The organism is Nonomuraea sp. NPDC050394 (genome assembly GCF_044459065.1).
In the GTDB taxonomy this organism is placed as follows: Bacteria; Actinomycetota; Actinomycetes; order Streptosporangiales; family Streptosporangiaceae; genus Nonomuraea.
In genome coordinates, this window is sequence record NZ_JBITIO010000029.1 from 26,122 (window position 1) to 45,160 (window position 19,039).

A 19,039-nucleotide genomic window follows, 5' to 3' on the forward strand; every position below is an offset into this window, starting at 1 on the left:
GACGCCACGACCTCGCGAGGCAACCGCACCGTCCCGACCACTCCAAGGGCCGCGCCCCCGGCCTCACGAAGGGCCCGCGCCCCCAGCCTCACAAAGGGCCGCACCGCCCCGGGTCTCACCAAGGGCCTGTGCGGTGGTGGTCGGGGTGAGTCGGCGAAGACCGATCGGTGACCGCGTGGGGCCACAAAGGAGGTGGCGGCCCCATGCGGGTCAGGCGCGGCCAGGCGCCGTGAAGAGGCGGACGAGTCAGGGCCGGGCCGAGCAATGCGTGACGAGGCGGATAAGCCAAGGCGGAACCGGGCGAAGCCATGAAGAGGCGGACGAGTCACGGCGGAGTCGGGCTAAGGGGTGTAAAGCGAGCGACTGGGGTCGGGCTGTGAAGGGGCGGCGGTAGGCAGGTCACGCGGTGGGCAGGTCACGCGGTGGTGGGAGGGGTTAGGACCGGGTGGGCATGCCTACCTCCGTCGCCAACGCCCGCACGTTCACCCCCGCCCCCTGCAGATGCCGAGCCGCCCCGTTGTGCCCATCCGCCAGCAACCCCCACAACAAACTCTCCCCAGTGACGGCCCCAGGCCGCCACAACGCCACCTCGACCACCTTCCGGGCTCCTCCGGTCAACGCGATCTCCCCGCGAGGCCCGTAGAGCGCGACATGCAGGGGCCGCAGCCGGTGGCGGGTCAGCCGCCACTCCCCCACCCCGGCCAGCGTCCGCCCGCGTACCTCGTCGAGAGAGATCCCCAGCCCCGCCAGCAACGCCCGCGTGTCCCGCAGGTCCAGCCGCTCCCGCAGAGAAGCGGCCGTTGCGGTGAACGACTCCAGCTCGAACGGCCGGGTCTCAGCCAGCGCCAGCAACAACATGTCGGTGCCCAGCCGCCCATGCCCCGCCTCCAGCGCGAGCACTCCAGCGGTGACAAAGGCGTGACGAGCAGTGTCGGTAAATCTCGAGAACATGGTTACCTCCCGATCCGCCGCGCGTGCTTGCGATGGGCAGTCTGCCGCCGCACGCCCAGCGCGTCGGCGACCTGCTCCCATGACCAGCCCTGCGCCCTGGCATTGGTGACGTGCACGGCTTCGAGCTCTTCCAGCAGGGTCCGCAGCGCCGCGACGGCCTGCAGGCCGGTTCCGGGGTCGCGGTCGGCGGCGGCCTGAGCCAGCTCGGTGACGTTCATGTCTGTCAGCATAAGCTGACAAAGGAGGATCTGTCAGCTAATGCTGACGCGAGTTTTCATGGTGAGCGACTGCTCCCCCAGTTCCAGCGCCACCGTGACGTCTCCGAGCTCCGAGGTCCGCCGCACGTGCGTGCCGCCGCACGGGATCGAGGCCTCCCCTTCGGGCAGCGCGCAGTGCCAGGTACGCCGAGCCGTCAGCCCAGGCCCCGGCACGTCCACCCAGACCGGCACATCGGCCGCCACCCACTCCTTGAGCCGCTCGTTCACGAACGCGGCGACGGCGGCGGGTTCCAGCGCGTCAGCGGCGAACCCCTTCTTCCGCAACGACTTGCCCAGCCGGTAATCATCGACGCTCGCGTACGAGGAGATCCGCGAGGACGTGATCGCGCTCTGGTCGAAGTCGGGATTGCCCAGCGCGTCCAGCCGGGGAGCCTTGCGCCACAGGCCGGCTACGGCCGCGTTGAGCGCGAGCGCCGCCAGATGACACGCCGTGTGCCCGGCCGACAGCGCCGCCCGGTACCCGGCGTCCACCTCTAGCTCCACCTGCGCGCCGACGGGCAGGGGCGTGTCGGTGACGTGGACGACCAGCCACTGCCATCCGTCCTCGCTCCGCCGTACCGGAATGCCGGCGGCCGCGAAGACCTCACCGGAGGGAGAGCGCGCGGCGGTCACGCAGTCGGCGACCGGCAGGCCGCCGATCAGGCCGCGGTCGGCGGGCTGGTCGGGCCAGGTGTGGTCGAGCGGATGGAAGGGCGTCTCGGCGACGACGAGGCCGTGCCGGTCCCCCGCCGGCACGGTCCCGACGATCTCTGAACGGCCGCTGACCTGGCCGTCGGGGAAGGTGACGAGCGTGGATTTCACATCTTGATTGTCTCAGGCAGGCTCCGCGCGACCGCCTTGGGCAGCCGTTCGTCCTCCAGGTAGCGGTTGCGCCCGGCGTACAGGCCCGTGAAGAGCTGCACGACCAGCACCCCGAAGATCAGCGCGTACGGCAGCGCCCACCCGCCGGTCGCCTGGTGCAGCACTCCGACGACGAGCGGACCGGCGCCGGCGATGAGGTACCCGGCGCTCTGGCCGAACGCCGACAGCGCGGCGGTCGCCTCCGGCGTGCGGGTACGCAGGGCCAGCATCATCAGGGCCAGCGGGAAGGAGCCCATGCCGACGGCCACGAAGACCACCCAGACCAGCGCGGTCGAGGGCGGCGCGAACCAGAGCCCGGCGAACCCAATGACGTAGGCGACGACCAGGCCGACCACGACGGGCCGCTGGTCGCGGAAGCGGGAGGCGACGGCGGGCACGAGCATGGAGACCGGGATGTTCAGGGCGGTGAAGATGCCGAGGATCACGCCGGCCTGCGAGGTCGAGTAGCCGCTGTCGGTGAGGATCGTGGCGAGCCAGCCGAACATGATGTACGCGATCATCGACTGCGTGCCGAAATAGATGGCGACCATCCACGCCAGCCTGCTCCTGAGCAGGCGCTTCGGCCCGGCGTCCGCGGTGCCCGCGGTCCTTTCCGGCTCGCTGCGCAGCAGCGCCAGCCACGGGACGACGGCGATGGCGGCCAGCGCCGCCCAGACGCCCAGCGCCACGTGCCAGTCGCCACCCGCGGCCCGCTCGATCGGAACGGTGGCCGCGGCGGCCAGCATGGTGCCGGCGGCCAGGGAGGTGGTGTAGACGGTGGTCATGATGCCGGTCTTGGCCGGGAAGTGGCGCTTGATCAGTGTCGGGATCAGCACGTTGCCGACCGCGCCGCCGGACAGCGCCACGGCGCTGGTCAGCAGGAAGACGGGTGCGGAGTCGACCAGGCTGCGCACGAGCAGGCCGAGGCCCAGCGTGACGAGCGCGGCGAGGAGCAGGCGGTGCTCACCGAGCTTCCTGGCCATGGCCGGGGTGACGGCGCCCACGGTCGCGAAGGCGAGCACGGGCAGGGTCGTGAGCAACCCCGTGCCCACGCTCGTCATGCCGAGGCTTCCCGCCAGCTGGTCGAGCAGCGGTCCCACGCTGGTGACGGCGGTGCGCAGATTCAGCGCCGCGAGGACGATTCCCAGCACGAGCAGCCAGGCGAGGGGAGCGGTTCTACCTCTGGTCTCTTGGGCTGCCACACTCATGCGGGGAGAGTCCTCCAATCATGGGACGAATCAACACGCAGCCTAACAGGCCCAAAACACCTCTTTATTCCTGACCGTTACGCAGATCACACCGGGCGGCGGCGCAGCCAGAAGAGCCCGATCAGAGGAAGGACGAGCGGGATGAACAGGTATCCGCGCCCATAGGCCGACCACACGGTGTCGTGCGGGAACGCCGCCGGGTCGAGCAGGCTGGCCGTACCCACGACCAGGACGCCCACGAGCTCGATCAGCAGCGACACCAGAGCCAGCCGCCGCGCGCCCCGCCACAACGCCACCGTGAGCAGGATGTAGACCGCGGCCGCGAACGCCGACAGCGAGTACGCCAGCGGTGCCTCGGAGAAGCGCCCGATGATCTGGACCGCCGCCCGCGCGCCCGCGGCCAGCGCGAACAGCCCGTAGACGGCGATCAGCACCCGCCCGGGGCCGGTGCCGAGCGGCGTGCTCACTGCCCCTGCCAGATCTGCTGCAGCCGCGCGGTCATCACCGCGATCGCGAACCCGGCCACGGCCAGGATCCCCGAGCCCCACCGGCTGCGCTCGGCCAGCGCCAGGAACACCCCGGCGGGCGGGATCAGGGCGGCGCCGCCGAGGTAGCCGTAGAGGGTGCCCTTGGAGACGTGCTCCCCCTCGCCGCCGGCGACCGCGGCGATCACGAACCCGGCCTGCACCAGCACGGCCACCTCAAGCAGGCAGAAGCCGACGAGCAGGACCATGCCCATGGCCCGGTTGCGGATCGCGCTGATCAGGCTCGCCAGCATGAGCAGGACCGAGAGGGCGATGACGACGGTCGCGACGATGGTGTTCATCGCGCAAAAGGCTACCGCCGCACCCCGCCGCCCCCGGCGACAGGCCGCATAGGATCGACCGCGTGGAGAGGATCCTGGTCAGCGCGTGCCTCATGGGCAGGAAGGTGCGCTACGACGGCGGCGCCAAGACCAGCACCGACGCGCACCTGGCCGCCTGGCGCGAAGAGGGCCGGCTGGTCGTCTTCTGCCCCGAGGTCGAGGGCGGGCTGCCCACGCCGCGTCCGGCCGCCGAGATCGAGGGCGGCGCCGGCGGCGAGGCGGTGCTGTCGGGCGCGGCGCGCGTGCTGACCACCGAGGGCGACGACGTGACCGCGCAGTTCCTCGCGGGCGCGCAGGCCGCGCTCGCCTTCGCCCAGCACTTCGGGGTACGGCTGGCCGTCCTCAAGGAGGGCAGCCCGTCGTGCGGATCGCTGTCCATCTACGACGGCACCTTCCGCGGCCGGCGCACCCCGGGCCACGGCGTCACGGCGGCGCTGTTCGCGCTGCACGACATCAGGGTGTTCTCCGAGGAGCACATCTCCGAGGCGGCCGGCTACCTGCGCGTCCTGGAGACGTAGAGCGCGCCGCCCAGGCCCAGGACCAGGACGAGCGCCATGACCCGGTGGTACCAGGTGGTCAGCGGGGTGCCGTCGCCGGGACCGAGGGCCATGGCCAGCACGCCCAGCAGCACGCCTCCGAGCGCGGCGGAGTAGGCGTAGACCAGCCAGTCCCATCTCCGGTGCCTGATCGCGCCGTAGCCGCCGATCAGCAGGCCCGTGCCGCAGATGGTCTCGACCACCACGGCGGGCACGATCCTCTGCTCGAACCAGACCCCGCTGTGCAGGGCCGCGAAGCCGTACAGAACGGCCGCGAGTATCACGGCCAACACACCCAGCGCCTTCCCCATGACTCCCACGCTGCCACTCGGGCCCGCGGGGCGAATCATCCCTCGGATGATGCCGGTGCTACATCCGGGGCCGTAGACAGCATCCGCCGGACCACCGCGATCACCGCGTCGATGGTCACCCGCGCCTCCTCCTCCGACTCGCAGGCCGCCACCTCCCGCCCCGACTCGCCCATCACGGTCGTCAGCAGCACGACCAGCATGTGGCTCTGCCGGTTGTCGGCGAGGCCGAGCAGTTTCTTGTTGCCGCCGATCCAGTCCCAGCCACGCTGCCTGCGCAGCGTCGTGAACTCCGCCGGTCCGTCGCTCTCCAGGAACAGCCGGGCCACGTCACGCTGCTCCCACGAGCCCTCCAGGTAGGCGCGGGCGCCGGCGAGGAAACGTTCCGTGGTGCCGCCGACCGCCTTGGCCGCCTTGGCGGTGCGTTCCTCCTGGTTGCGCATGAACTGCTCCCACAGCGCCAGGAACAGCCCCGGCTTGCCGCCGAAGTGGTGGTACAGGCTGCCCACGCTGATCCCGGAGTCCTCGACGATGTCGGCCACGGTGGCCTCGCCGTACCCCTTGGCCATGAAGACCTTCCTGGCCGTGCCCAGCAGCGCCTCCCGGGTGCCGCTCGACCGGCTCCACTGCCTGCTCATCAGTACTCCCAGGTGTCGGTACGCCGCTCCGCCCCGATGCAGAACACCGCCGAGCCATGCTCGGCCTGCACGAGGTCTACCCGGATCCAGCCGTCGTTCTTGCTCACCTTGGCGGTGTATCCGCTGTTGGGCGTCGCCGAGACGAGGCCGCACCCGGCCGCGCCGATCGTGAAGGCCACCTCGCCGCCCTTCACCGTGACCACCCTGACGTCCCCGCGTGGCTTGGGCGTCTTCTTCACGGTACGGCGGGGCGTGGGCGTCGGCGTCGTCTCAGGAGCGCTGCTCGCCGAAGGCGCCGGGCTGTCCCCCGGCCGGAGCGCGTCGTTGCCGTCGGCGAGCGTGTTCGCCGCCATCGGCTGGACCCGCACGTCGTCCACGAACTCCTCGCGTAACACGCCCCGCACACCGAACCACGAGACCGATATGGCCACAGCGGTCGCACCGCACCACATGGCAACATATCGAAGGGTTCGCCGCATGGGTTGCATTATGTACGGTTAGGCGCCATGGCGACGGTACTCGTAGTCGAAGACGATGACTTCGTCCGGTCGGCGATGATCCGCGAGCTCGACCGGCGCAACCACGCCGTGCGCAGTGCCGGATGCGCGCTCGACGCGCTCAGGGAGATCTCCCAGCGGCCGCCGGACGCCGTCATCCTGGATCTCGGGCTGCCCGACCTCGACGGCTCCGAGGCGCTGCGGATGGTGCGCGGCATCTCCGACGTCCCCGTGATCGTGGCCACCGCGCGCGACGACGAGGCGGAGATCGTCAGGCTCCTGGAGGCCGGCGCCGACGACTACCTGGTCAAGCCGTTCTCCGGTGACCATCTGGGCGCGCGGCTGGAGGCCGTGCTGCGCCGGGCCAGGTCCGCGCCGCCGCCGCAGGTGCTGCGCGTCGGCGGGCTGGTCATCGACGTCAACCGGCGCGAGGCGGCGCTGGACGGCCTCCCGCTGTCGCTCACCCGCCGCGAGTTCGATCTGCTCGCCTACCTGGCCGCCCGCGCCGACCGGGTCGTGGGCCGCAAGGAACTGCTGACCGAGGTGTGGCAGCAGTCCTACGGCGACGACCAGACGATCGACGTGCATCTGTCCTGGTTGCGGCGCAAGCTCGGCGAGAGCGCCTCCAAGCCCCGGTACCTGCACACCGTCCGCGGCGTGGGCGTGATGCTCTCCGCCCCGCGATGAGGCGGACGCTGGCCGTCCTCATGGTGGCGGTCACCTCGATGGTGGCGCTCGCCTTCCTCGTGCCGCTCGCCCTGATCGTCAAGGAGACCGCGCAGAGCAGGGCGGTCGCCGACGCGGAACGGCAGGCCTCCTCGCTGGTGCCGGTGCTGGCGCTGACCACCAGGACCGGCGACCTCGACCTGGCCATGGCCCGCACCGTGGCCGGCCGCCGCGGCCACCTGGCCATCCACGTCAGCGGCGGCCCGGCCTCCGGCAGCACCCGCGCGCCCGCCGCCGAGGTGGCCAAGGCCGCCTCGCAGACCAAGGCCGGCACGATCGCGCTGCCCTCCGGGTACGTGCTGCTGCGCCCGGTCGCCCTCGACGGCACCAGGAGCGCGGTCATCGAGGTGTTCGTGCCCGCCGCCGACCTCAACCGGGGCGTCTTCTCCTCCTGGGCGGTACTGACCGGGGTGGCCGTGGTGCTGGTGCTCGGCTCGGTGCTGGTCGGCGACCGGCTGGGCGCCCGCGTCGTACGCGCGGCCCGGCGGCTGGGCGGCGCGGCCACCGCGCTCGGCGAGGGCGACCTGGCCGAGCGCATCCACCCCGACGGCCCGCCGGAGCTGGTGGCCGCGGCCACGGCGTTCAACTCGATGGCCAACCGGGTCGCCCAGCTGCTGGCGGCCGAGCGGGAGATGGCCGCCGACCTGTCCCACCGGTTGCGTACCCCGCTGGCGGGCCTGCGCCTCAGCCTCGACCACCTCGGGCCGCAGGCCGAGGCGAGCAGGCAGGCGCTGACCCGGCTGGAGGTCGAGGTGGACGCGATCATCGCGGCGGCGCGCCGGCCGCAGCGCACCGCCACGTTCTGCGACGCGGCCGAGGTCCTGCGGGAGCGGCTGACGTTCTGGTCGGCGCTGGCGGAGGACCAGCAGCGGCCGTGGCAGCTCATCGGCGCCACGCTGCCGGTCCGCGTCCCGGTGCCGGCGGCCGAGCTCGGCGCCGTCGTGGACGCCCTGCTGGGCAACGTCTTCCGGCACACCGGTGAGGGCACCGCGTTCAGCGTGACCCTGCACGAGGGCAAGGACACGGTCGGCATCCTCATCGCCGACGCGGGACCCGGCATCAGGGACCCGGAGACCGCGATCGAGCGCGGCGCGAGCGGCGCCGGTTCGACCGGGCTGGGCCTGGACATCGCCCGCCGCCTGGCCGAGTCGACCGGCGGCACGCTGCGCCTGGACCACTCGTCGCTGGGCGGCGCGCAGATTCAGGTATGGCTCAGAACTCGCGCCTTGAAAAAGCCCCTAAGCCGACCTTAACCAGATCTCTATTCAATGGGGCGCGGAAAACCGCAGGTCACGGTAGTGGGTCTCGGCGCCGGGTTGTACGCCCGGCATCGGGTGAGTCGCAGGGAGGCGCTCACCACCGCGTCCAAGGGATGGATCCTGCCACCGATGTCCGCCCCCGACCCGCCCGCCGTCGGCCTGCACCTGTTCGTGGCCTCTGATGGCGACCCCCACGTCGTCGACTCCGGCGGCATCATCAGCCCCCCATCACCGTCGTCCCCCAGGCGGCTGCCGTCGCGAACCAGGACTCTCTGGAAACCGACGTCTCCGCGCCCGGCAGCTACTCGCCCACGTGGGGGCAGCGAGTCCGTACCGACCTCGTAACGACCCGGGCGAAGGTCTTCGAGATCCAGACAGCCCTGCGTAACAGCGGGCTGATGGCCGTCTGAGGAGGCCGCTCGGCGGGTGCTTAGACGTCAGTCGCACCTACCTGACGCTTCCGCCGGGCGGCCCACAGCTCCCGGCCCGCCGCCAAAGCCACGGCCGCCGCAGCAACCAGCGCGCCGCGCACCGCGACCTTGACCGCGGACTCCGGCTCCCACGTGACCAGGAACGCCACCCCGCCAGCCGCGAGACCACACACCGCGCACACGACCACGCAGATCAGCACTGCCAGCACGACTCGAACGGCGATCACAGGCCAGCTCACTCTCCTCGTCCAGCGGTGCGTGGGTAAGGGCCCGCGGACGACCGCCCCCGTTGTAGATGCCGCAGGCTACCGGACTCGAACCGGCTCATCCCCGTCCAGGGCGTCAGCGTCAACGCTGGTAACGATCTTTCCCATTCGCCTTTGCCCGCGACACCCCAAAGCCTACGCCCGCTCCTCCGCCAGTCCCCCTTCGGAGCGCTCTGTGACGCAGCTCGACCCCTTCGGCCTCGGCCCCGTCCAGATAGATCTACGACCAGCGCCTCCAGACCGACCGCAAGGTCGACGGTGTCGTCTCCGAGGTAGCCGACCACCAAGCACGCATTCGCGCGCTGGAGCGCGGACGCTGGCCGCTCCCCTCGCTGGCCGCCCTCAACGCGCTCGCCTCGCTGGTGCTCACCCTCATCGCCCTCATCCGAGGAGGCTGACTATGCCCGGTGTGTCGGCGATGATCCGCAGCGCCAAGGCGGAGATCGGCTACCGCGAGTCCGGAACGAACCAGACCAAGTTCAACCGCTGGCTGGGCAAGATCTCCGGCTACCCGCACGACGGGTACGGCTACCCATGGTGCCATTCCTTCCTGTCCTGGTGCCTGGCCCAGTCGGACAACTCCGAGGCAGGACCGCGCACCGCCGGACGCGAGGCTGGGGTGCTGCGGTTCAAGGCCCGGAGCCGCTTCCACAGCACGCCCAAGGTCGGCGATTTCGTCTACTACGGGCCTCACGGCGGCACCCACGTAGAACTTGTCGTGGAAGTGACCCGATCCTCGATCGTCACCGTTGGCGGCATCACCTCAGGCTCGTTGGACGGCCGGTACTACAACCGCGACGGCGTCTACCGCAAGACCGTGCAACGCGGCAGAGACCGTATCTACGGATACGGCCGCCCCGCCCACCCTGCCCTTCCCTCCAAACCCAAGCCCGCCAAGCCGAACCCGGACCCGCTGGAGGCGATCGTGCGCAAGCTCGCGCACCTGAAGATCGGCGACGGCAGGCAGGACAACGATCCGCTCAAGTGAGACGTCAAGACGCTCGGGCCGCGTCCGTAGCCCTCGTGCATGTCTTGACCGCGGTACCGCGGTCAAGACATGCACGACAGCCGCGGGGACGGGCGGCACGACCGGGATGGCGTGCTTGGTGAGTACGTACACTTTGCGCTCGCCCGCCTTGCACTTGCCGTACTGGGAGCGGCGCAGGGCCAGCGATCTGCCCGCGTCACAGCGATAGGTCGTCGAGCGGCGTAGCCCCTCGCTCCTCCTTCGGGAGGGGCGAGGGGCTCATTCGTCATGACAGCGTCACCTTGGCGCCCTTGTTGATCGCCGAGTCGCGCAGTTCAAGCGTCAGATCCGTCGCACTCTTGGGCACGTCGAAGACGAGGACGCCTTCGACGAAGTGGCCGGCGCCGATCCGCTCGAACAGGAGCTTCGCTCCGGAGTCCTTGAGGTAGATGGCTGCCGAGGTGGACGGCCTGTACTCCCGGCCACCGACCACGAGCTTCTGTGATGACGCCGCGAAGGACCCGGACCGCTTGCCAAGGTTGAGGACTCGCAGGTGCACGATTAGGAACTCGCCTTGCGCGTCCTTGCCGATGTAGGTGTCGCCAACGCGGTCCTTGCGTTCGACCGTGGTGACGGTGAAGGAGAGGTCGCCATCCCGTACCGCTGTGCCGATCGTGCCGTTGCGGGTGGTCTCCTCGTAAGCCGCGTTCTTGGCAGCACGGTTCATGGCGATGACGCTCACCGTGCCTACCACGCCAATAACGAGTACCACCACGAAGAGGAGCGCGTACAACGGGGCACGACTCTTCTTGGGAGGCTGCGGGAGCGGATAGCCGTAGCCGTTCATCGGAGGCGGCTGGAAGGGCTGTGGAGGGCCTGTCGGGTATGCGGCCTGAGGACCGGGGGCTTGGTATGGCTGGCCATAGGGCTGGGTCATGAGGGCGCTCCTGGGACGCGGGGAGAGTCACGTGGTGACGCACCTCGGAGTGCTGAGGTTGGCGTTGTATTCGTGACTGGTATGGCCGGATGTGGCCAACTCGCGTACCGGTACCGGAAGGACTCTGACACCTTGACGCATGGCCCGGCCCGACCCACGATCGCTATTGCTAGAAAACTTCGGCAAACAACGGTTGGAGGGCTCCGATGCACCTACGATTCCTCGGCAAGGACAAGGCGTCCGCGGGTGGCGACTCCCCTACCCTCTACGCCACGGACCAGGACTCCCTGATCGTTCAGGGATGGAAAGTCCCCGGACAGGAAGCGCAGGTCACGATCCCTTTCAATCTGTTCGAGCACTTCGATAAGGCCGGCTTGTACGGAGTTACGCCGCACATCGGGGGGCCCTTCACCGTCGGAGGCGACGAGACGTGCATCGTCGAGGGCAAGCCCGTCACCGACGTGGAGGTGCTCGCCCAGATGCGCATCCCCGCTCACGAAAGCTGCGTCGAGATCACCAAGGCGACGATCGCGGCCAGGCTCCGAGAAGAGGCAGATGATCACGCCTGAGCAGCGCGACGCCCTGTTCGACAATTTCACGCGCGACGCTTTCCACCTGGAACTTCGCGACGAGTACGGCGTGCCCAGCGAGACGGACCCAATCACGCGGTGGCAGCGTGGGGAGCCGGACGATCTCGCCTGGTTCGAGCCTTGGCTGGAACGAATCCGCCGCGTCACGGCGGCCGGACGAACGGTCCGGCGCGTGCGGGTGATATCCGAGCCCGTATCGGCTTACATCCGGTGGGAGCACGAGATCGCCACGGAGCCGACCTTGGCAGCTGGCGAAGACATCCGCTGGCTGCCGCGCCGCGCATTGCCTGATGGCGTCGTGTGGCCGCTCGACGGCCGGGACTGGTGGCTGTTCGACGATCATTTGCTCGCGGTCGGCGCGTTCGACGATGATGGCCGCGTGCTTGGCTCAGAACTCGTCACCGTTCCTGAGATCGCTGCCGCGTGCGTGGCGTTGCGCGATCGGCTCTGGCCCCTCGCCACCCCTCACCGCGAGTTCAAGTTGATCTGACCAGTGTCGATCGAAGCCCAGCGGGCCCGAGAGGCGCTCGGCGTCCGCCTGCGTGAGCTCCGCAAGGAAGCCGGGCTCACCGGGCGGGCGCTCGCTGCCCTGGCCGACTGGCAGTTGTCCAAGGTCAGCAAGATCGAGCACGGTAAGCAGAACGCGACCGTCGCTGACGTCCAGGCCTGGTGCCTGCATACGCGCGCCGAGCAGCACGTCGCCGATCTCGTCGCGGCTGTGCAGAATATCGAGACGCTGTGGATGGAGTGGCGCCGCGCGCTCCAGGCCGGCACCCGTCTACGCCAACGCCGCTCGCTGGACATCTACGAGAAGACGCACGTCTTCCGCGTCTACAACCCGGACATGATCTGGGGCACTCTGCAGACAGCCGAGTATGCCGAGGTGATCTTGCGCCAGGTCGTCCACTTCGTTGGCGGCGTTCCGGATGACGTTGATGCCGGCGTGGCCGCCCGGCTGGAGCGGCAGCAGTACCTCTACCGCGGTGATCGCCGCTTCAACGTGATCCTCGGCGAGCAGGCGTTGTACACCAACATCGGCGGGGCGAGCGTGATGCGAGGCCAGCTCGACCGACTCCTGGCCGTCATGTCGCTTCCCAGGCTCAGCCTCGGCATCATCCCTCGCGGCGCCGCGTACGGGATCTGGCCGGGCAACATGTTTCTGATGCTGGATGACCGCATGGTGATGCTGGAGACGTACTCGGCGGAACTGACGGTCACCGAGCCGCAGGAGGTGACCATGTACGGTAAGGCGTTCGCCGTGCTCCAGCGCTCGGCGGTCTACGGCGAATCGGCACGCCAGTTGATCAGCGATGCACTCGAACGTCTGGTTTGAAGCAAACCGAAGCAAACTCCTGGCCTGCGTCCCGACTTGGACGTCATCGTCGAGTTATGGCCCTCCGCATCCCCACCTGCGACGCCCGGACTGTCGATGGCGTCATCCACCTCCAGCACAAGACCTCCGGCGACCAGGCGACCGGTGTCAACGGAGAGCAGGCGCACATCAAGGCCGCCATCTTGCGCGTGGCCCATATCCTCGGGCGGGCGGCATGACCGGCTTTCAGATCGGCGCCGAGTACTGCGCCATCTGGCACGGCCGGCTCACCTCGGCCGAGGTCGAGCGCGCCCGGTTGCGCCGTCCCCCGCAGGGTTACCACCTAACGTTCTGGGACACCGGCCAGCCGGATTCCGCGGGCCGGTCGTGGACGTTCACCTTCACCGCGAGCAGCCGCTTGAAGCTCGACGCCTGCACCGCCTACTGGAGCCGCCGAGCCGAGACGGTCCTACACGAGGAGCGCGCGGCATGACGGATTCCGAGGACATGGCGAACTGGGAACTCATGCACGGCGACGTCACCGCCGCCCAGATCAAGGCCGCCTACGAGGAGGCCCTCGCCAAGCGCACGAACACGGAAGACCAGGAAGAGCTCAAGACCGCGACCCGCAACATCCTCGCCAGCTACGGAGGCAGCTGGGAAGGCCTGGCCAGGGCGTGGACGACCGATAACTGGCAGCGCGCCTTCGCACACGAGCTCCACGGCAAGACGTGGCTCAGCCTTCGCTCTCCAGAGGAGCAGCACGAGATACTCCGCGACCTGATTCAGCAGTACCCGATCGTGGCAGGCGAGATCCTCAGCAGCCGCGACACCCCGAAGAAGAACCCGTAGACGACCCGCCCTCTGCCGGACCGCACCCGTGCAGGGGGCGGGTGATCAACCCCCGGCTTCCCACGTACTCGCCGTGCGGCCGGGTTACCTCACACCGCTGGCTGGAGGGCCAGGTGCGGGTGTGGGGCAGGGTGGGCCCCGTCTCCCCTCCGCTCAGGAGGGCCGCAGGAGACGGGGCCACTCTGATGCCCCCCGCTATCGGGGCAGGTCGCCTCTGCCGCGGCACTGCCGGCACTCGCCGTACGCGCGCCGGTTCCAGCCGGACGGCTTCCGGCCGGTCCCACCACAACCAGATCATGAACAGAATGAGCAGGGCGAGCAGTATGGCGTTTCCTTCCCGTTCTGCCGGGCAGGGCCGGCTGTGGGGATGCGAAAGAGGGATGCGCCCGGGAGGGTCTGCCGCCCCTACCGCGCAGGCCAGCGGTGGTAGAGGCGGCGTAGACCCTCCCGAGGCGGTAGAGCCCAGGTAGACCCGGTTCAGGCAGAGGCGAAGAGCGCTTCGAGGTCGGCTCGCCGGTAGCCATTCCGGTTGACGCCGCCGATCACTTCCTGGCCCGGAGTGACGCCGTACGGCTTGAGCACCTGGGCGACCCGGCCAGAAGTCCACCCCGGGCCGAGCGCCTCCAGGAGGTCCGCGGTGTGCATCCGATCGGCTTCCCCCATCGCGGCCAGGATCTCCTCGATCGGATCGACGGCGGTCGCCGCTCGTGCTCGGGCAGGACGCCGGCCGCCTCGCGCAGCGCGTACGCGGTCGCCGTGACGGTGATGAGCCCGTCATCGTCGAGGAAGCAGGAGCGCAGCCGGATCGGGTCCGCGCCGTCCGCGTCCAAAGATGCCGACACCGCGGTGGGAGCGGGGGGTCCTTCGTTGGGCCCGAACCCGACGACGACTGACCCCTCGAAGATCCGTTGAGCAGGCGTGAATTCGTCTGCACAGAGGACGCACGACTCCTGGCGTATGCTCGCTTTGGACACCGCTAAATCGGGCCTAAGCCGACCTTAACGACGGCATAAGCGATAAATTTCGGCCTATCGCGTGGTCCATGGTGGGCTGCATGCAGATCAACCGCACGGCGATCGCCGCCACCTCCCTGGCCGCCCCCACCCTGCTCGTGCTCTCCCTTTTCCCCGGTACGGCCGGCGCGCACGGCACCATGAACAACCCGCCCAGCAGGGCCATGGTCTGCTACGCGGAGGGCCCCGAGAGCCCCAGGACCGACGCCTGCAAGAAGGCCGTCCAGCTCGGCGGCACGCAGCCGCTCTACGACTGGAACGAGGTCAATCTCGCCGCCGCCGCCGGCCGCCACCGCGAGCTCATCCCCGACGGCAAGCTGTGCAGCGCGGGCCGCGACAAGTATCGTGGCTTCGACCAGGCGCGCGCCGACTGGCCGGCGACCACGATGACCGGCGGCGCCAAGTACTCGTTCAAGTTCCGCGCCACGGCGCCCCACCGGGGCAGCTTCGAGCTGTACCTGACCAAGGACGGCTACAACCCCGCCCAGCCGCTGAAGTGGAGCGACCTGGAGGCGAAGCCGTTCCACACGCAGAAGGACCCGGCGCTGTCCGGCGGCGCGTACGTCATGGACGCCCAGCTCCCGGCGAAGAAGGGCCGCCACCTGATCTATGCCGTCTGGCAGCGCAGCGACAGCCCCGAGGCATTCTACTCCTGCTCCGACGTCGTCTTCGGCGGCGGCAACGACAACCCGGCGCCCACCCCGAGCGGCACCCCCACCGCCACGCCGAAGCCCACCCCGACGCCCACGCCCACGCCCGGCGGCGGCATCTCCCTGTCGGCCGTCAACGCCGGTGTCGGCGTCTCTCCCGCCACGGTCAAGGTGGGCGCCCAGGTGACGGTGACGGCGGTCTGCGGCGGATCCGGTGTCAGGGCCGTCGCGTCCAAGGCGTTCACCCCCGTGCGCGCCAACGCCACCGCGCCCACGACCGCCTGGGCCCCGGCTCTCAAGGCGGCCAGGACCGGCACCTTCCCGGTGATCGCTTATTGCAAGAACGGCGACACCGCCCGCACGAAACTCACCGTCACCCCGTAAACACGAACCGCCCCGCCGGCCGTCCTGTTTCGACCAATTCAACGGGGCGGCCGGAATCTTTTTCGGGAAATTTGGCTTTTCCGCAACTTCTTGAGGGACTCGGGAGTCGTATTAAGTGGGGCGCGTTAGTGAACGAGGGGAATTGGACTGGCGCACAGACTGCCGCACTGTGGGTGCAATGTCCTGGCTGACGCGTTAATTGGGGGCCCCTTCATCACGACGGGGAAAGGATGGGCAATGCCTGTCGACCTGAACAACGCACAACCTCTGGCCTGGGATTCGGCCTCGCTCAACGCCGACACCAAGGCGATGCTCGACAACCTGCAGCCGAACATCCTGCGGGCGCACGTGCGCGAGTACCTGACCGTGTTGTTCGTGCGCTTCAACGACGTGGCAGAAGGCAAGCGATTCCTGCGCCATGTCGCCACCACCCACATGAAGTCCGCGCGCAAGCACCTTGAGGAAATCCGGACCTTCAGCCGGGAACGGCGGCCGGGCAGCGCGTACGTGGGGATCGGGATCAGCAAGGCGGGCTACCGCGACCTCGGGCACTCCGTCGAGGACGTACGCCGGTTCGGCGACAAGGTCTTCCGCGACGGCATGAAGCGGCGGATCGCCCTGGTCGACGACCCGCCCGTGGAGCAGTGGGAGAACACCTACCAGCGGGAGATCCACGCGGTCATCCTGATCGGGGACGCCAAGCCGGAGCCGGTCGAGCGGCTGCGTGAGGAGATCCTCGGCGAACTGCCGCAGAGCGCACGGCTGCTCGGCGAGGAGACCGGCCAGGGCATGCGCAACCCGGCCGGTGACGGAATCGAGCACTTCGGGTACGTGGACGGGCGCAGCCAGCCGCTGTTCCTGAAGGACGAGATCGACCAGGAGCCGAAGGAGCACTGGAACCCGGCGTTCCCGCTCAGCAACATCCTGGTGGCCGACCCGTTCGCGCCGAACCCGGCCCGGCACTTCGGCAGCTACTTCGTCTTCAGGAAGCTGGAGCAGAACGTCCGCGCGTTCAAGGACATCGAGCGGGACCTGGCCGACGGCCTGGGTCTCACCGGCGCCGACCGGCCGCGGGCCGGCGCGATGCTGGTGGGCCGGTTCAAGGACGGGACGCCGGTGACCAGCAAGCCCAAGGCCGCCGGCGGCCCGGTGACGAACGACTTCACCTTCGACGCGGACGCCGACGGCTCCAAGTGCCCGTTCAGCGGGCACGTCCGCAAGACGAACCCGCGCTCGTTCGGCCGCAACGTGCTGATGGCGCGCCGCGGCCAGACGTACGGCGAGCGCACCGACCAGCCCTGGGACGAGGCGCCGCCGGAGACCAGGCCCAGCGGTGACGTGGGCCTGCTGTTCATGGCGTTCAACTCCAGCCTGGTCGAGCAGTTCGAGTTCACGCAGCAGTCGTGGGCCAACAACCCGGACTTCCAGAACCCGGGCACCGGCCACGACCCGGTGATCGGGCAGGGCGGCCGCGACATCAAGGTCACCTTCCCGAAGGTGTGGGGGCGGCCGGAGCAGTCCTTGCCGCAGCCGCAGGTCGCCCAGACGGTGACGATGCGCGGCGGCGAGTACTTCTTCATGCCGTCGCTGGCGTTCCTGCGCGGTCTGTAGTCCGGCCTCCACGGCCTTCCCGGGCCGCCCGGGAAGGCCGTGAGCTGGGGGTTTAAGATCATCCCGGGGGGATCCGGGATGATGCGCGCGTTTCTGAAGACCGAGGCGGGAAGCACCGTCGTGCTGCTGGCGGCCACGCTGGCGGCGCTGCTGTGGGCCAACTCCCCCTGGGGCGACAGCTACGAGACCTTCTGGCACACCGAGGCCGGGCTCGCCTTCGGGTCCACCGAGTTCTCGCTCGACCTGCGGCACTGGGTCAACGACGGGCTCATGACGATCTTCTTCTTCGTCATCGGCCTGGAGATCTCCTACGAGGTACGGCTCGGCCAGTTGCGCGACCGGCGCCTGGTCGCCGTCCCCGCGTTCGCCGCCCTGGGCGGGATGATCGTCCCCGCCGCCGTCTACCTGGCCTTCAACGCCGGCGGCCCGGCCGCGGGCGGGTGGGGCGTGCCGATCGCCACCGACACCGCGTTCGTGCTGGGCCTGCTGGCCGTGGTCGGCGCCCGGTGCCCGGAGCCGCTGCGGGCGTTCCTGCTGACGCTGGCCATCGTGGACGACGTCCTGGCCATGATGATCATCGCGATCTTCTACACGGCCTCCCTGTCGGTGCCGGCGCTGATCGCCGCCGCGCTCCTGCTGGCCGCGATCGTGACGCTCCGGTGGCTGAAGATCTGGCGGGCGCCGGCGTACATCCTGCTGGGGTTCGCGCTGTGGGTGGCGACGCTGGAGAGTGGCGTGCACCCGACGCTGGTCGGGATCGCGCTCGGGGTGCTGGTGTTCGTGTACGCGCCGAGCGACCACAAGCTGCTGCGCGCGGGCGAGGCGGTGCAGCAGCTCACCAGCGAGCCGTCGGCCGGCGCGGCCCGCGAGGCGGCCAGGTCGGTGCAGCGGGCGGTGTCGGTGAACGAACGGCTCCAGCTGCGGCTGCACCCGTGGAGCAGTTACGTGATCGTGCCGGTGTTCGCGCTGGCCAACGCAGGTGTCCGGCTGGACGGGGAGACGCTGCGGCAGGCGCTCACCTCGCCGGTGTCCCTCGGCATCGCGCTGGGCCTGGTGCTCGGCAAGTTCGCCGGCATCTCGATCGGCACCTGGATCCCGCTGCGCTTCAACTGGGGCGTGTTGCCAGGCAACCTTGTGTGGGGCCAGTTGCTGGGCGGCGCCGCGGTGTCGGGGATCGGGTTCACGGTGGCGCTGTTCATCGTGGACCTGGCCTTCGAGGACGCGGCGATCGCCGCCCAGGCCAAGATCGGCATCCTGGCGGGCTCGCTGCTGTCGGCGCTGGCGGGCTGGATCGCCTTCAAGCTCGCCTGGGACCGGGGCGGCGTGTGCGCACCGCCCGACGCGGAGCCGGAGGAGGAGCTTCCGGTGCTGCTGGCCGTACCGGTGGGGCCGGGTGACCACGTGCGCGGGCCCGCGGACGCGACGGTCACGATCGTGGAGTACGGCGACTTCGAATGCCCCTTCTGCGGGCGGCTGCACGGAGTGCTGCAGGAGCTGATGGAGCGGGATCCGGACGTGCGGCTGGTGTTCCGGCACTTCCCGCTGCGGAACATGCACCCGCGCGCGGTCGCGGCGGCCCTGGTCGCGGAGGCGGCGGCCGACGAGGGCCGGTTCTGGGAGATGCACGACATCCTGTACGCCAACCAGCGGTTCCTGACCGACGAGGATCTCGGGCACTATGCCGCCGAGCTGGGTGTGGAGCCGTGGCAGGACGTGCCGCGGCACTCCCGGCGGCTCGCCGGAGACGAGCGGTCGGGGCGGGACGGCGGGGTGCGGAGCACGCCCACGCTGTTCTTCAACGGGGTCCGCCACCAGGGTGCGCTGGACGCGGAGTCGATCATTCGCGCGGTGGAGGAAGCCCGAAAATCCCCATAAGGTCGAGAAGATCTCCTAACCGATAGATATGGGGCGCGGAAGTGA

General features: G+C 69.7%; 25 protein-coding genes. 13 read left to right on the forward strand and 12 right to left on the reverse strand.

Features of this window, described 5'->3' with window-relative positions; genetic code table 11:
• Positions 1 to 435: 435 nt before the first annotated feature.
• From ACIBKY_RS53140 to ACIBKY_RS53165, 6 genes are all read right to left on the reverse strand, one after another.
• Positions 436 to 951 (reverse strand): Clp protease N-terminal domain-containing protein, encoded by a 516-nt coding sequence (locus ACIBKY_RS53140; protein WP_397110021.1) that lies wholly within the window; start codon positions 949 to 951, stop codon positions 436 to 438.
• Positions 952 to 953: 2 nt separating this feature from the next.
• Positions 954 to 1,169: a helix-turn-helix domain-containing protein gene (locus ACIBKY_RS53145; RefSeq protein ID WP_379619285.1), complete on the reverse strand. Its 216-nt coding sequence runs from the start codon at positions 1,167 to 1,169 to the stop codon at positions 954 to 956.
• Positions 1,170 to 1,202: 33 nt separating this feature from the next.
• On the reverse strand, positions 1,203 to 2,030 hold the full coding sequence (locus ACIBKY_RS53150) for a metal-dependent hydrolase (RefSeq protein WP_397110023.1): 828 nt from the start codon (positions 2,028 to 2,030) through the stop codon (positions 1,203 to 1,205).
• Positions 2,027 to 3,277 (reverse strand): CynX/NimT family MFS transporter, encoded by a 1,251-nt coding sequence (locus ACIBKY_RS53155; protein WP_397110025.1) that lies wholly within the window; start codon positions 3,275 to 3,277, stop codon positions 2,027 to 2,029. The genes ACIBKY_RS53150 and ACIBKY_RS53155 overlap by 4 nt, the downstream gene beginning before the upstream one ends.
• An 86-nt stretch (positions 3,278 to 3,363) precedes the next feature.
• Positions 3,364 to 3,744, reverse strand: a complete 381-nt coding sequence (locus tag ACIBKY_RS53160) for a hypothetical protein (protein ID WP_397110026.1) — start codon at positions 3,742 to 3,744, stop codon at positions 3,364 to 3,366.
• Positions 3,741 to 4,103: a hypothetical protein gene (locus tag ACIBKY_RS53165; RefSeq protein WP_379619281.1), complete on the reverse strand. Its 363-nt coding sequence runs from the start codon at positions 4,101 to 4,103 to the stop codon at positions 3,741 to 3,743. The genes ACIBKY_RS53160 and ACIBKY_RS53165 overlap by 4 nt, the downstream gene beginning before the upstream one ends.
• A 62-nt stretch (positions 4,104 to 4,165) precedes the next feature.
• On the opposite strand from ACIBKY_RS53165, the gene ACIBKY_RS53170 reads away from it, so the two are divergent.
• On the forward strand, positions 4,166 to 4,660 hold the full coding sequence (locus tag ACIBKY_RS53170; protein ID WP_397110028.1) for a DUF523 domain-containing protein: 495 nt from the start codon (positions 4,166 to 4,168) through the stop codon (positions 4,658 to 4,660).
• On the opposite strand, the gene ACIBKY_RS53175 is transcribed toward ACIBKY_RS53170, so the two are convergent.
• From ACIBKY_RS53175 to ACIBKY_RS53185, 3 genes are read right to left on the reverse strand one after another with little or no spacing between them, the layout of a single operon-like run.
• The gene (locus ACIBKY_RS53175) at positions 4,636 to 4,989 is read right to left on the reverse strand and encodes a hypothetical protein (protein ID WP_397110030.1); all 354 of its coding nucleotides are present in this window, start codon (positions 4,987 to 4,989) and stop codon (positions 4,636 to 4,638) included. The genes ACIBKY_RS53170 and ACIBKY_RS53175 overlap by 25 nt on opposite strands.
• 35 nt (positions 4,990 to 5,024) lie before the next feature.
• Entirely contained in the window at positions 5,025 to 5,624 is a 600-nt protein-coding gene (locus ACIBKY_RS53180) for a TetR/AcrR family transcriptional regulator (RefSeq protein ID WP_379619275.1), read from the reverse strand.
• Positions 5,624 to 6,028 (reverse strand): hypothetical protein, encoded by a 405-nt coding sequence (locus ACIBKY_RS53185; protein WP_397110032.1) that lies wholly within the window; start codon positions 6,026 to 6,028, stop codon positions 5,624 to 5,626. Before ACIBKY_RS53185 ends, ACIBKY_RS53180 begins: the two co-directional genes overlap by 1 nt.
• Before the next feature lie 102 nt (positions 6,029 to 6,130).
• Here ACIBKY_RS53185 and ACIBKY_RS53190 point away from each other — a divergent pair, with 102 nt between their 5' ends.
• Together ACIBKY_RS53190 and ACIBKY_RS53195 are read left to right on the forward strand one after the other, a co-directional pair.
• Positions 6,131 to 6,808, forward strand: coding sequence for a response regulator transcription factor (locus ACIBKY_RS53190; protein ID WP_397110034.1), 678 nt, complete (start codon positions 6,131 to 6,133; stop codon positions 6,806 to 6,808).
• Positions 6,805 to 8,100: an ATP-binding protein gene (locus tag ACIBKY_RS53195; RefSeq protein WP_397110036.1), complete on the forward strand. Its 1,296-nt coding sequence runs from the start codon at positions 6,805 to 6,807 to the stop codon at positions 8,098 to 8,100. Before ACIBKY_RS53190 ends, ACIBKY_RS53195 begins: the two co-directional genes overlap by 4 nt.
• A gap of 436 nt (positions 8,101 to 8,536) precedes the next feature.
• Here ACIBKY_RS53195 and ACIBKY_RS53200 read toward each other — a convergent pair whose 3' ends face one another.
• On the reverse strand, positions 8,537 to 8,764 hold the full coding sequence (locus tag ACIBKY_RS53200; RefSeq protein ID WP_397110037.1) for a hypothetical protein: 228 nt from the start codon (positions 8,762 to 8,764) through the stop codon (positions 8,537 to 8,539).
• A gap of 439 nt (positions 8,765 to 9,203) precedes the next feature.
• Between ACIBKY_RS53200 and ACIBKY_RS53205 the strand changes: the two genes are divergently transcribed.
• On the forward strand, positions 9,204 to 9,791 hold the full coding sequence (locus ACIBKY_RS53205) for a CHAP domain-containing protein (protein ID WP_397110039.1): 588 nt from the start codon (positions 9,204 to 9,206) through the stop codon (positions 9,789 to 9,791).
• Between the two features lie 265 nt (positions 9,792 to 10,056).
• Here ACIBKY_RS53205 and ACIBKY_RS53210 read toward each other — a convergent pair whose 3' ends face one another.
• On the reverse strand, positions 10,057 to 10,617 hold the full coding sequence (locus ACIBKY_RS53210; RefSeq protein ID WP_397110040.1) for a DUF4352 domain-containing protein: 561 nt from the start codon (positions 10,615 to 10,617) through the stop codon (positions 10,057 to 10,059).
• Between the two features lie 296 nt (positions 10,618 to 10,913).
• Between ACIBKY_RS53210 and ACIBKY_RS53215 the strand changes: the two genes are divergently transcribed.
• Genes ACIBKY_RS53215 through ACIBKY_RS53240 form a run of 6 tightly spaced genes read left to right on the forward strand, consistent with a single transcriptional unit; the run spans position 10,914 to position 13,461 of the window.
• Positions 10,914 to 11,276: a hypothetical protein gene (locus tag ACIBKY_RS53215; RefSeq protein ID WP_397110042.1), complete on the forward strand. Its 363-nt coding sequence runs from the start codon at positions 10,914 to 10,916 to the stop codon at positions 11,274 to 11,276.
• Positions 11,263 to 11,787, forward strand: coding sequence for a DUF6879 family protein (locus tag ACIBKY_RS53220; protein WP_397110044.1), 525 nt, complete (start codon positions 11,263 to 11,265; stop codon positions 11,785 to 11,787). Before ACIBKY_RS53215 ends, ACIBKY_RS53220 begins: the two co-directional genes overlap by 14 nt.
• A gap of 3 nt (positions 11,788 to 11,790) precedes the next feature.
• On the forward strand, positions 11,791 to 12,630 hold the full coding sequence (locus ACIBKY_RS53225; RefSeq protein ID WP_397110045.1) for a helix-turn-helix domain-containing protein: 840 nt from the start codon (positions 11,791 to 11,793) through the stop codon (positions 12,628 to 12,630).
• A gap of 56 nt (positions 12,631 to 12,686) precedes the next feature.
• A complete protein-coding gene (locus ACIBKY_RS53230) occupies positions 12,687 to 12,848 on the forward strand; it encodes a hypothetical protein (RefSeq protein WP_397110047.1) in 162 nt (53 codons plus the stop codon).
• Positions 12,845 to 13,102, forward strand: coding sequence for a hypothetical protein (locus tag ACIBKY_RS53235; RefSeq protein ID WP_397110049.1), 258 nt, complete (start codon positions 12,845 to 12,847; stop codon positions 13,100 to 13,102). The genes ACIBKY_RS53230 and ACIBKY_RS53235 overlap by 4 nt, the downstream gene beginning before the upstream one ends.
• Positions 13,099 to 13,461, forward strand: coding sequence for a hypothetical protein (locus ACIBKY_RS53240; RefSeq protein ID WP_397110050.1), 363 nt, complete (start codon positions 13,099 to 13,101; stop codon positions 13,459 to 13,461). Before ACIBKY_RS53235 ends, ACIBKY_RS53240 begins: the two co-directional genes overlap by 4 nt.
• A 477-nt stretch (positions 13,462 to 13,938) precedes the next feature.
• Here ACIBKY_RS53240 and ACIBKY_RS53245 read toward each other — a convergent pair whose 3' ends face one another.
• Positions 13,939 to 14,124, reverse strand: coding sequence for a hypothetical protein (locus ACIBKY_RS53245; protein ID WP_397110052.1), 186 nt, complete (start codon positions 14,122 to 14,124; stop codon positions 13,939 to 13,941).
• 391 nt (positions 14,125 to 14,515) lie between these two features.
• Between ACIBKY_RS53245 and ACIBKY_RS53250 the strand changes: the two genes are divergently transcribed.
• The 3 genes from ACIBKY_RS53250 to nhaA all read left to right on the forward strand — a co-directional run bounded on the left by ACIBKY_RS53250 (position 14,516) and on the right by nhaA (position 18,994).
• Complete coding sequence (locus ACIBKY_RS53250; protein ID WP_397110054.1) at positions 14,516 to 15,508, forward strand: lytic polysaccharide monooxygenase; 993 nt, start codon at positions 14,516 to 14,518, stop codon at positions 15,506 to 15,508.
• 237 nt (positions 15,509 to 15,745) lie between these two features.
• On the forward strand, positions 15,746 to 17,119 hold the full coding sequence (locus ACIBKY_RS53255) for a Dyp-type peroxidase (RefSeq protein WP_397110056.1): 1,374 nt from the start codon (positions 15,746 to 15,748) through the stop codon (positions 17,117 to 17,119).
• Between the two features lie 78 nt (positions 17,120 to 17,197).
• Positions 17,198 to 18,994 carry a Na+/H+ antiporter NhaA gene (nhaA, locus tag ACIBKY_RS53260; RefSeq protein ID WP_397110058.1) on the forward strand — a complete coding sequence of 599 codons (1,797 nt, stop codon included), beginning with the start codon at positions 17,198 to 17,200 and terminating at the stop codon, positions 18,992 to 18,994.
• Positions 18,995 to 19,039 lie beyond the last annotated feature (45 nt).

What these genes read in the sequence shown, in the direction of transcription:
- ACIBKY_RS53180 (WP_379619275.1), bottom strand. Translation starts at nt 5,624, where the DNA reads ATGAGCAGGCAGTGGAGCCGGTCGAGCGGCACCCGGGAGGCGCTGCTG.
- ACIBKY_RS53250 (WP_397110054.1), top strand. Translation starts at nt 14,516, where the DNA reads ATGCAGATCAACCGCACGGCGATCGCCGCCACCTCCCTGGCCGCCCCC.
- nhaA (WP_397110058.1), top strand. Translation starts at nt 17,198, where the DNA reads ATGATGCGCGCGTTTCTGAAGACCGAGGCGGGAAGCACCGTCGTGCTG.
- ACIBKY_RS53215 (WP_397110042.1), top strand. Translation starts at nt 10,914, where the DNA reads ATGCACCTACGATTCCTCGGCAAGGACAAGGCGTCCGCGGGTGGCGAC.
- ACIBKY_RS53145 (WP_379619285.1), bottom strand. Translation starts at nt 1,169, where the DNA reads ATGAACGTCACCGAGCTGGCTCAGGCCGCCGCCGACCGCGACCCCGGA.
- ACIBKY_RS53175 (WP_397110030.1), bottom strand. Translation starts at nt 4,989, where the DNA reads ATGGGGAAGGCGCTGGGTGTGTTGGCCGTGATACTCGCGGCCGTTCTG.
- ACIBKY_RS53205 (WP_397110039.1), top strand. Translation starts at nt 9,204, where the DNA reads ATGCCCGGTGTGTCGGCGATGATCCGCAGCGCCAAGGCGGAGATCGGC.
- ACIBKY_RS53195 (WP_397110036.1), top strand. Translation starts at nt 6,805, where the DNA reads ATGAGGCGGACGCTGGCCGTCCTCATGGTGGCGGTCACCTCGATGGTG.
- ACIBKY_RS53155 (WP_397110025.1), bottom strand. Translation starts at nt 3,277, where the DNA reads ATGAGTGTGGCAGCCCAAGAGACCAGAGGTAGAACCGCTCCCCTCGCC.
- ACIBKY_RS53235 (WP_397110049.1), top strand. Translation starts at nt 12,845, where the DNA reads ATGACCGGCTTTCAGATCGGCGCCGAGTACTGCGCCATCTGGCACGGC.
- ACIBKY_RS53230 (WP_397110047.1), top strand. Translation starts at nt 12,687, where the DNA reads ATGGCCCTCCGCATCCCCACCTGCGACGCCCGGACTGTCGATGGCGTC.
- ACIBKY_RS53165 (WP_379619281.1), bottom strand. Translation starts at nt 4,103, where the DNA reads ATGAACACCATCGTCGCGACCGTCGTCATCGCCCTCTCGGTCCTGCTC.
- ACIBKY_RS53255 (WP_397110056.1), top strand. Translation starts at nt 15,746, where the DNA reads ATGCCTGTCGACCTGAACAACGCACAACCTCTGGCCTGGGATTCGGCC.
- ACIBKY_RS53140 (WP_397110021.1), bottom strand. Translation starts at nt 951, where the DNA reads ATGTTCTCGAGATTTACCGACACTGCTCGTCACGCCTTTGTCACCGCT.
- ACIBKY_RS53210 (WP_397110040.1), bottom strand. Translation starts at nt 10,617, where the DNA reads ATGAACGGCTACGGCTATCCGCTCCCGCAGCCTCCCAAGAAGAGTCGT.
- ACIBKY_RS53220 (WP_397110044.1), top strand. Translation starts at nt 11,263, where the DNA reads ATGATCACGCCTGAGCAGCGCGACGCCCTGTTCGACAATTTCACGCGC.
- ACIBKY_RS53190 (WP_397110034.1), top strand. Translation starts at nt 6,131, where the DNA reads ATGGCGACGGTACTCGTAGTCGAAGACGATGACTTCGTCCGGTCGGCG.
- ACIBKY_RS53240 (WP_397110050.1), top strand. Translation starts at nt 13,099, where the DNA reads ATGACGGATTCCGAGGACATGGCGAACTGGGAACTCATGCACGGCGAC.
- ACIBKY_RS53245 (WP_397110052.1), bottom strand. Translation starts at nt 14,124, where the DNA reads ATGGGGGAAGCCGATCGGATGCACACCGCGGACCTCCTGGAGGCGCTC.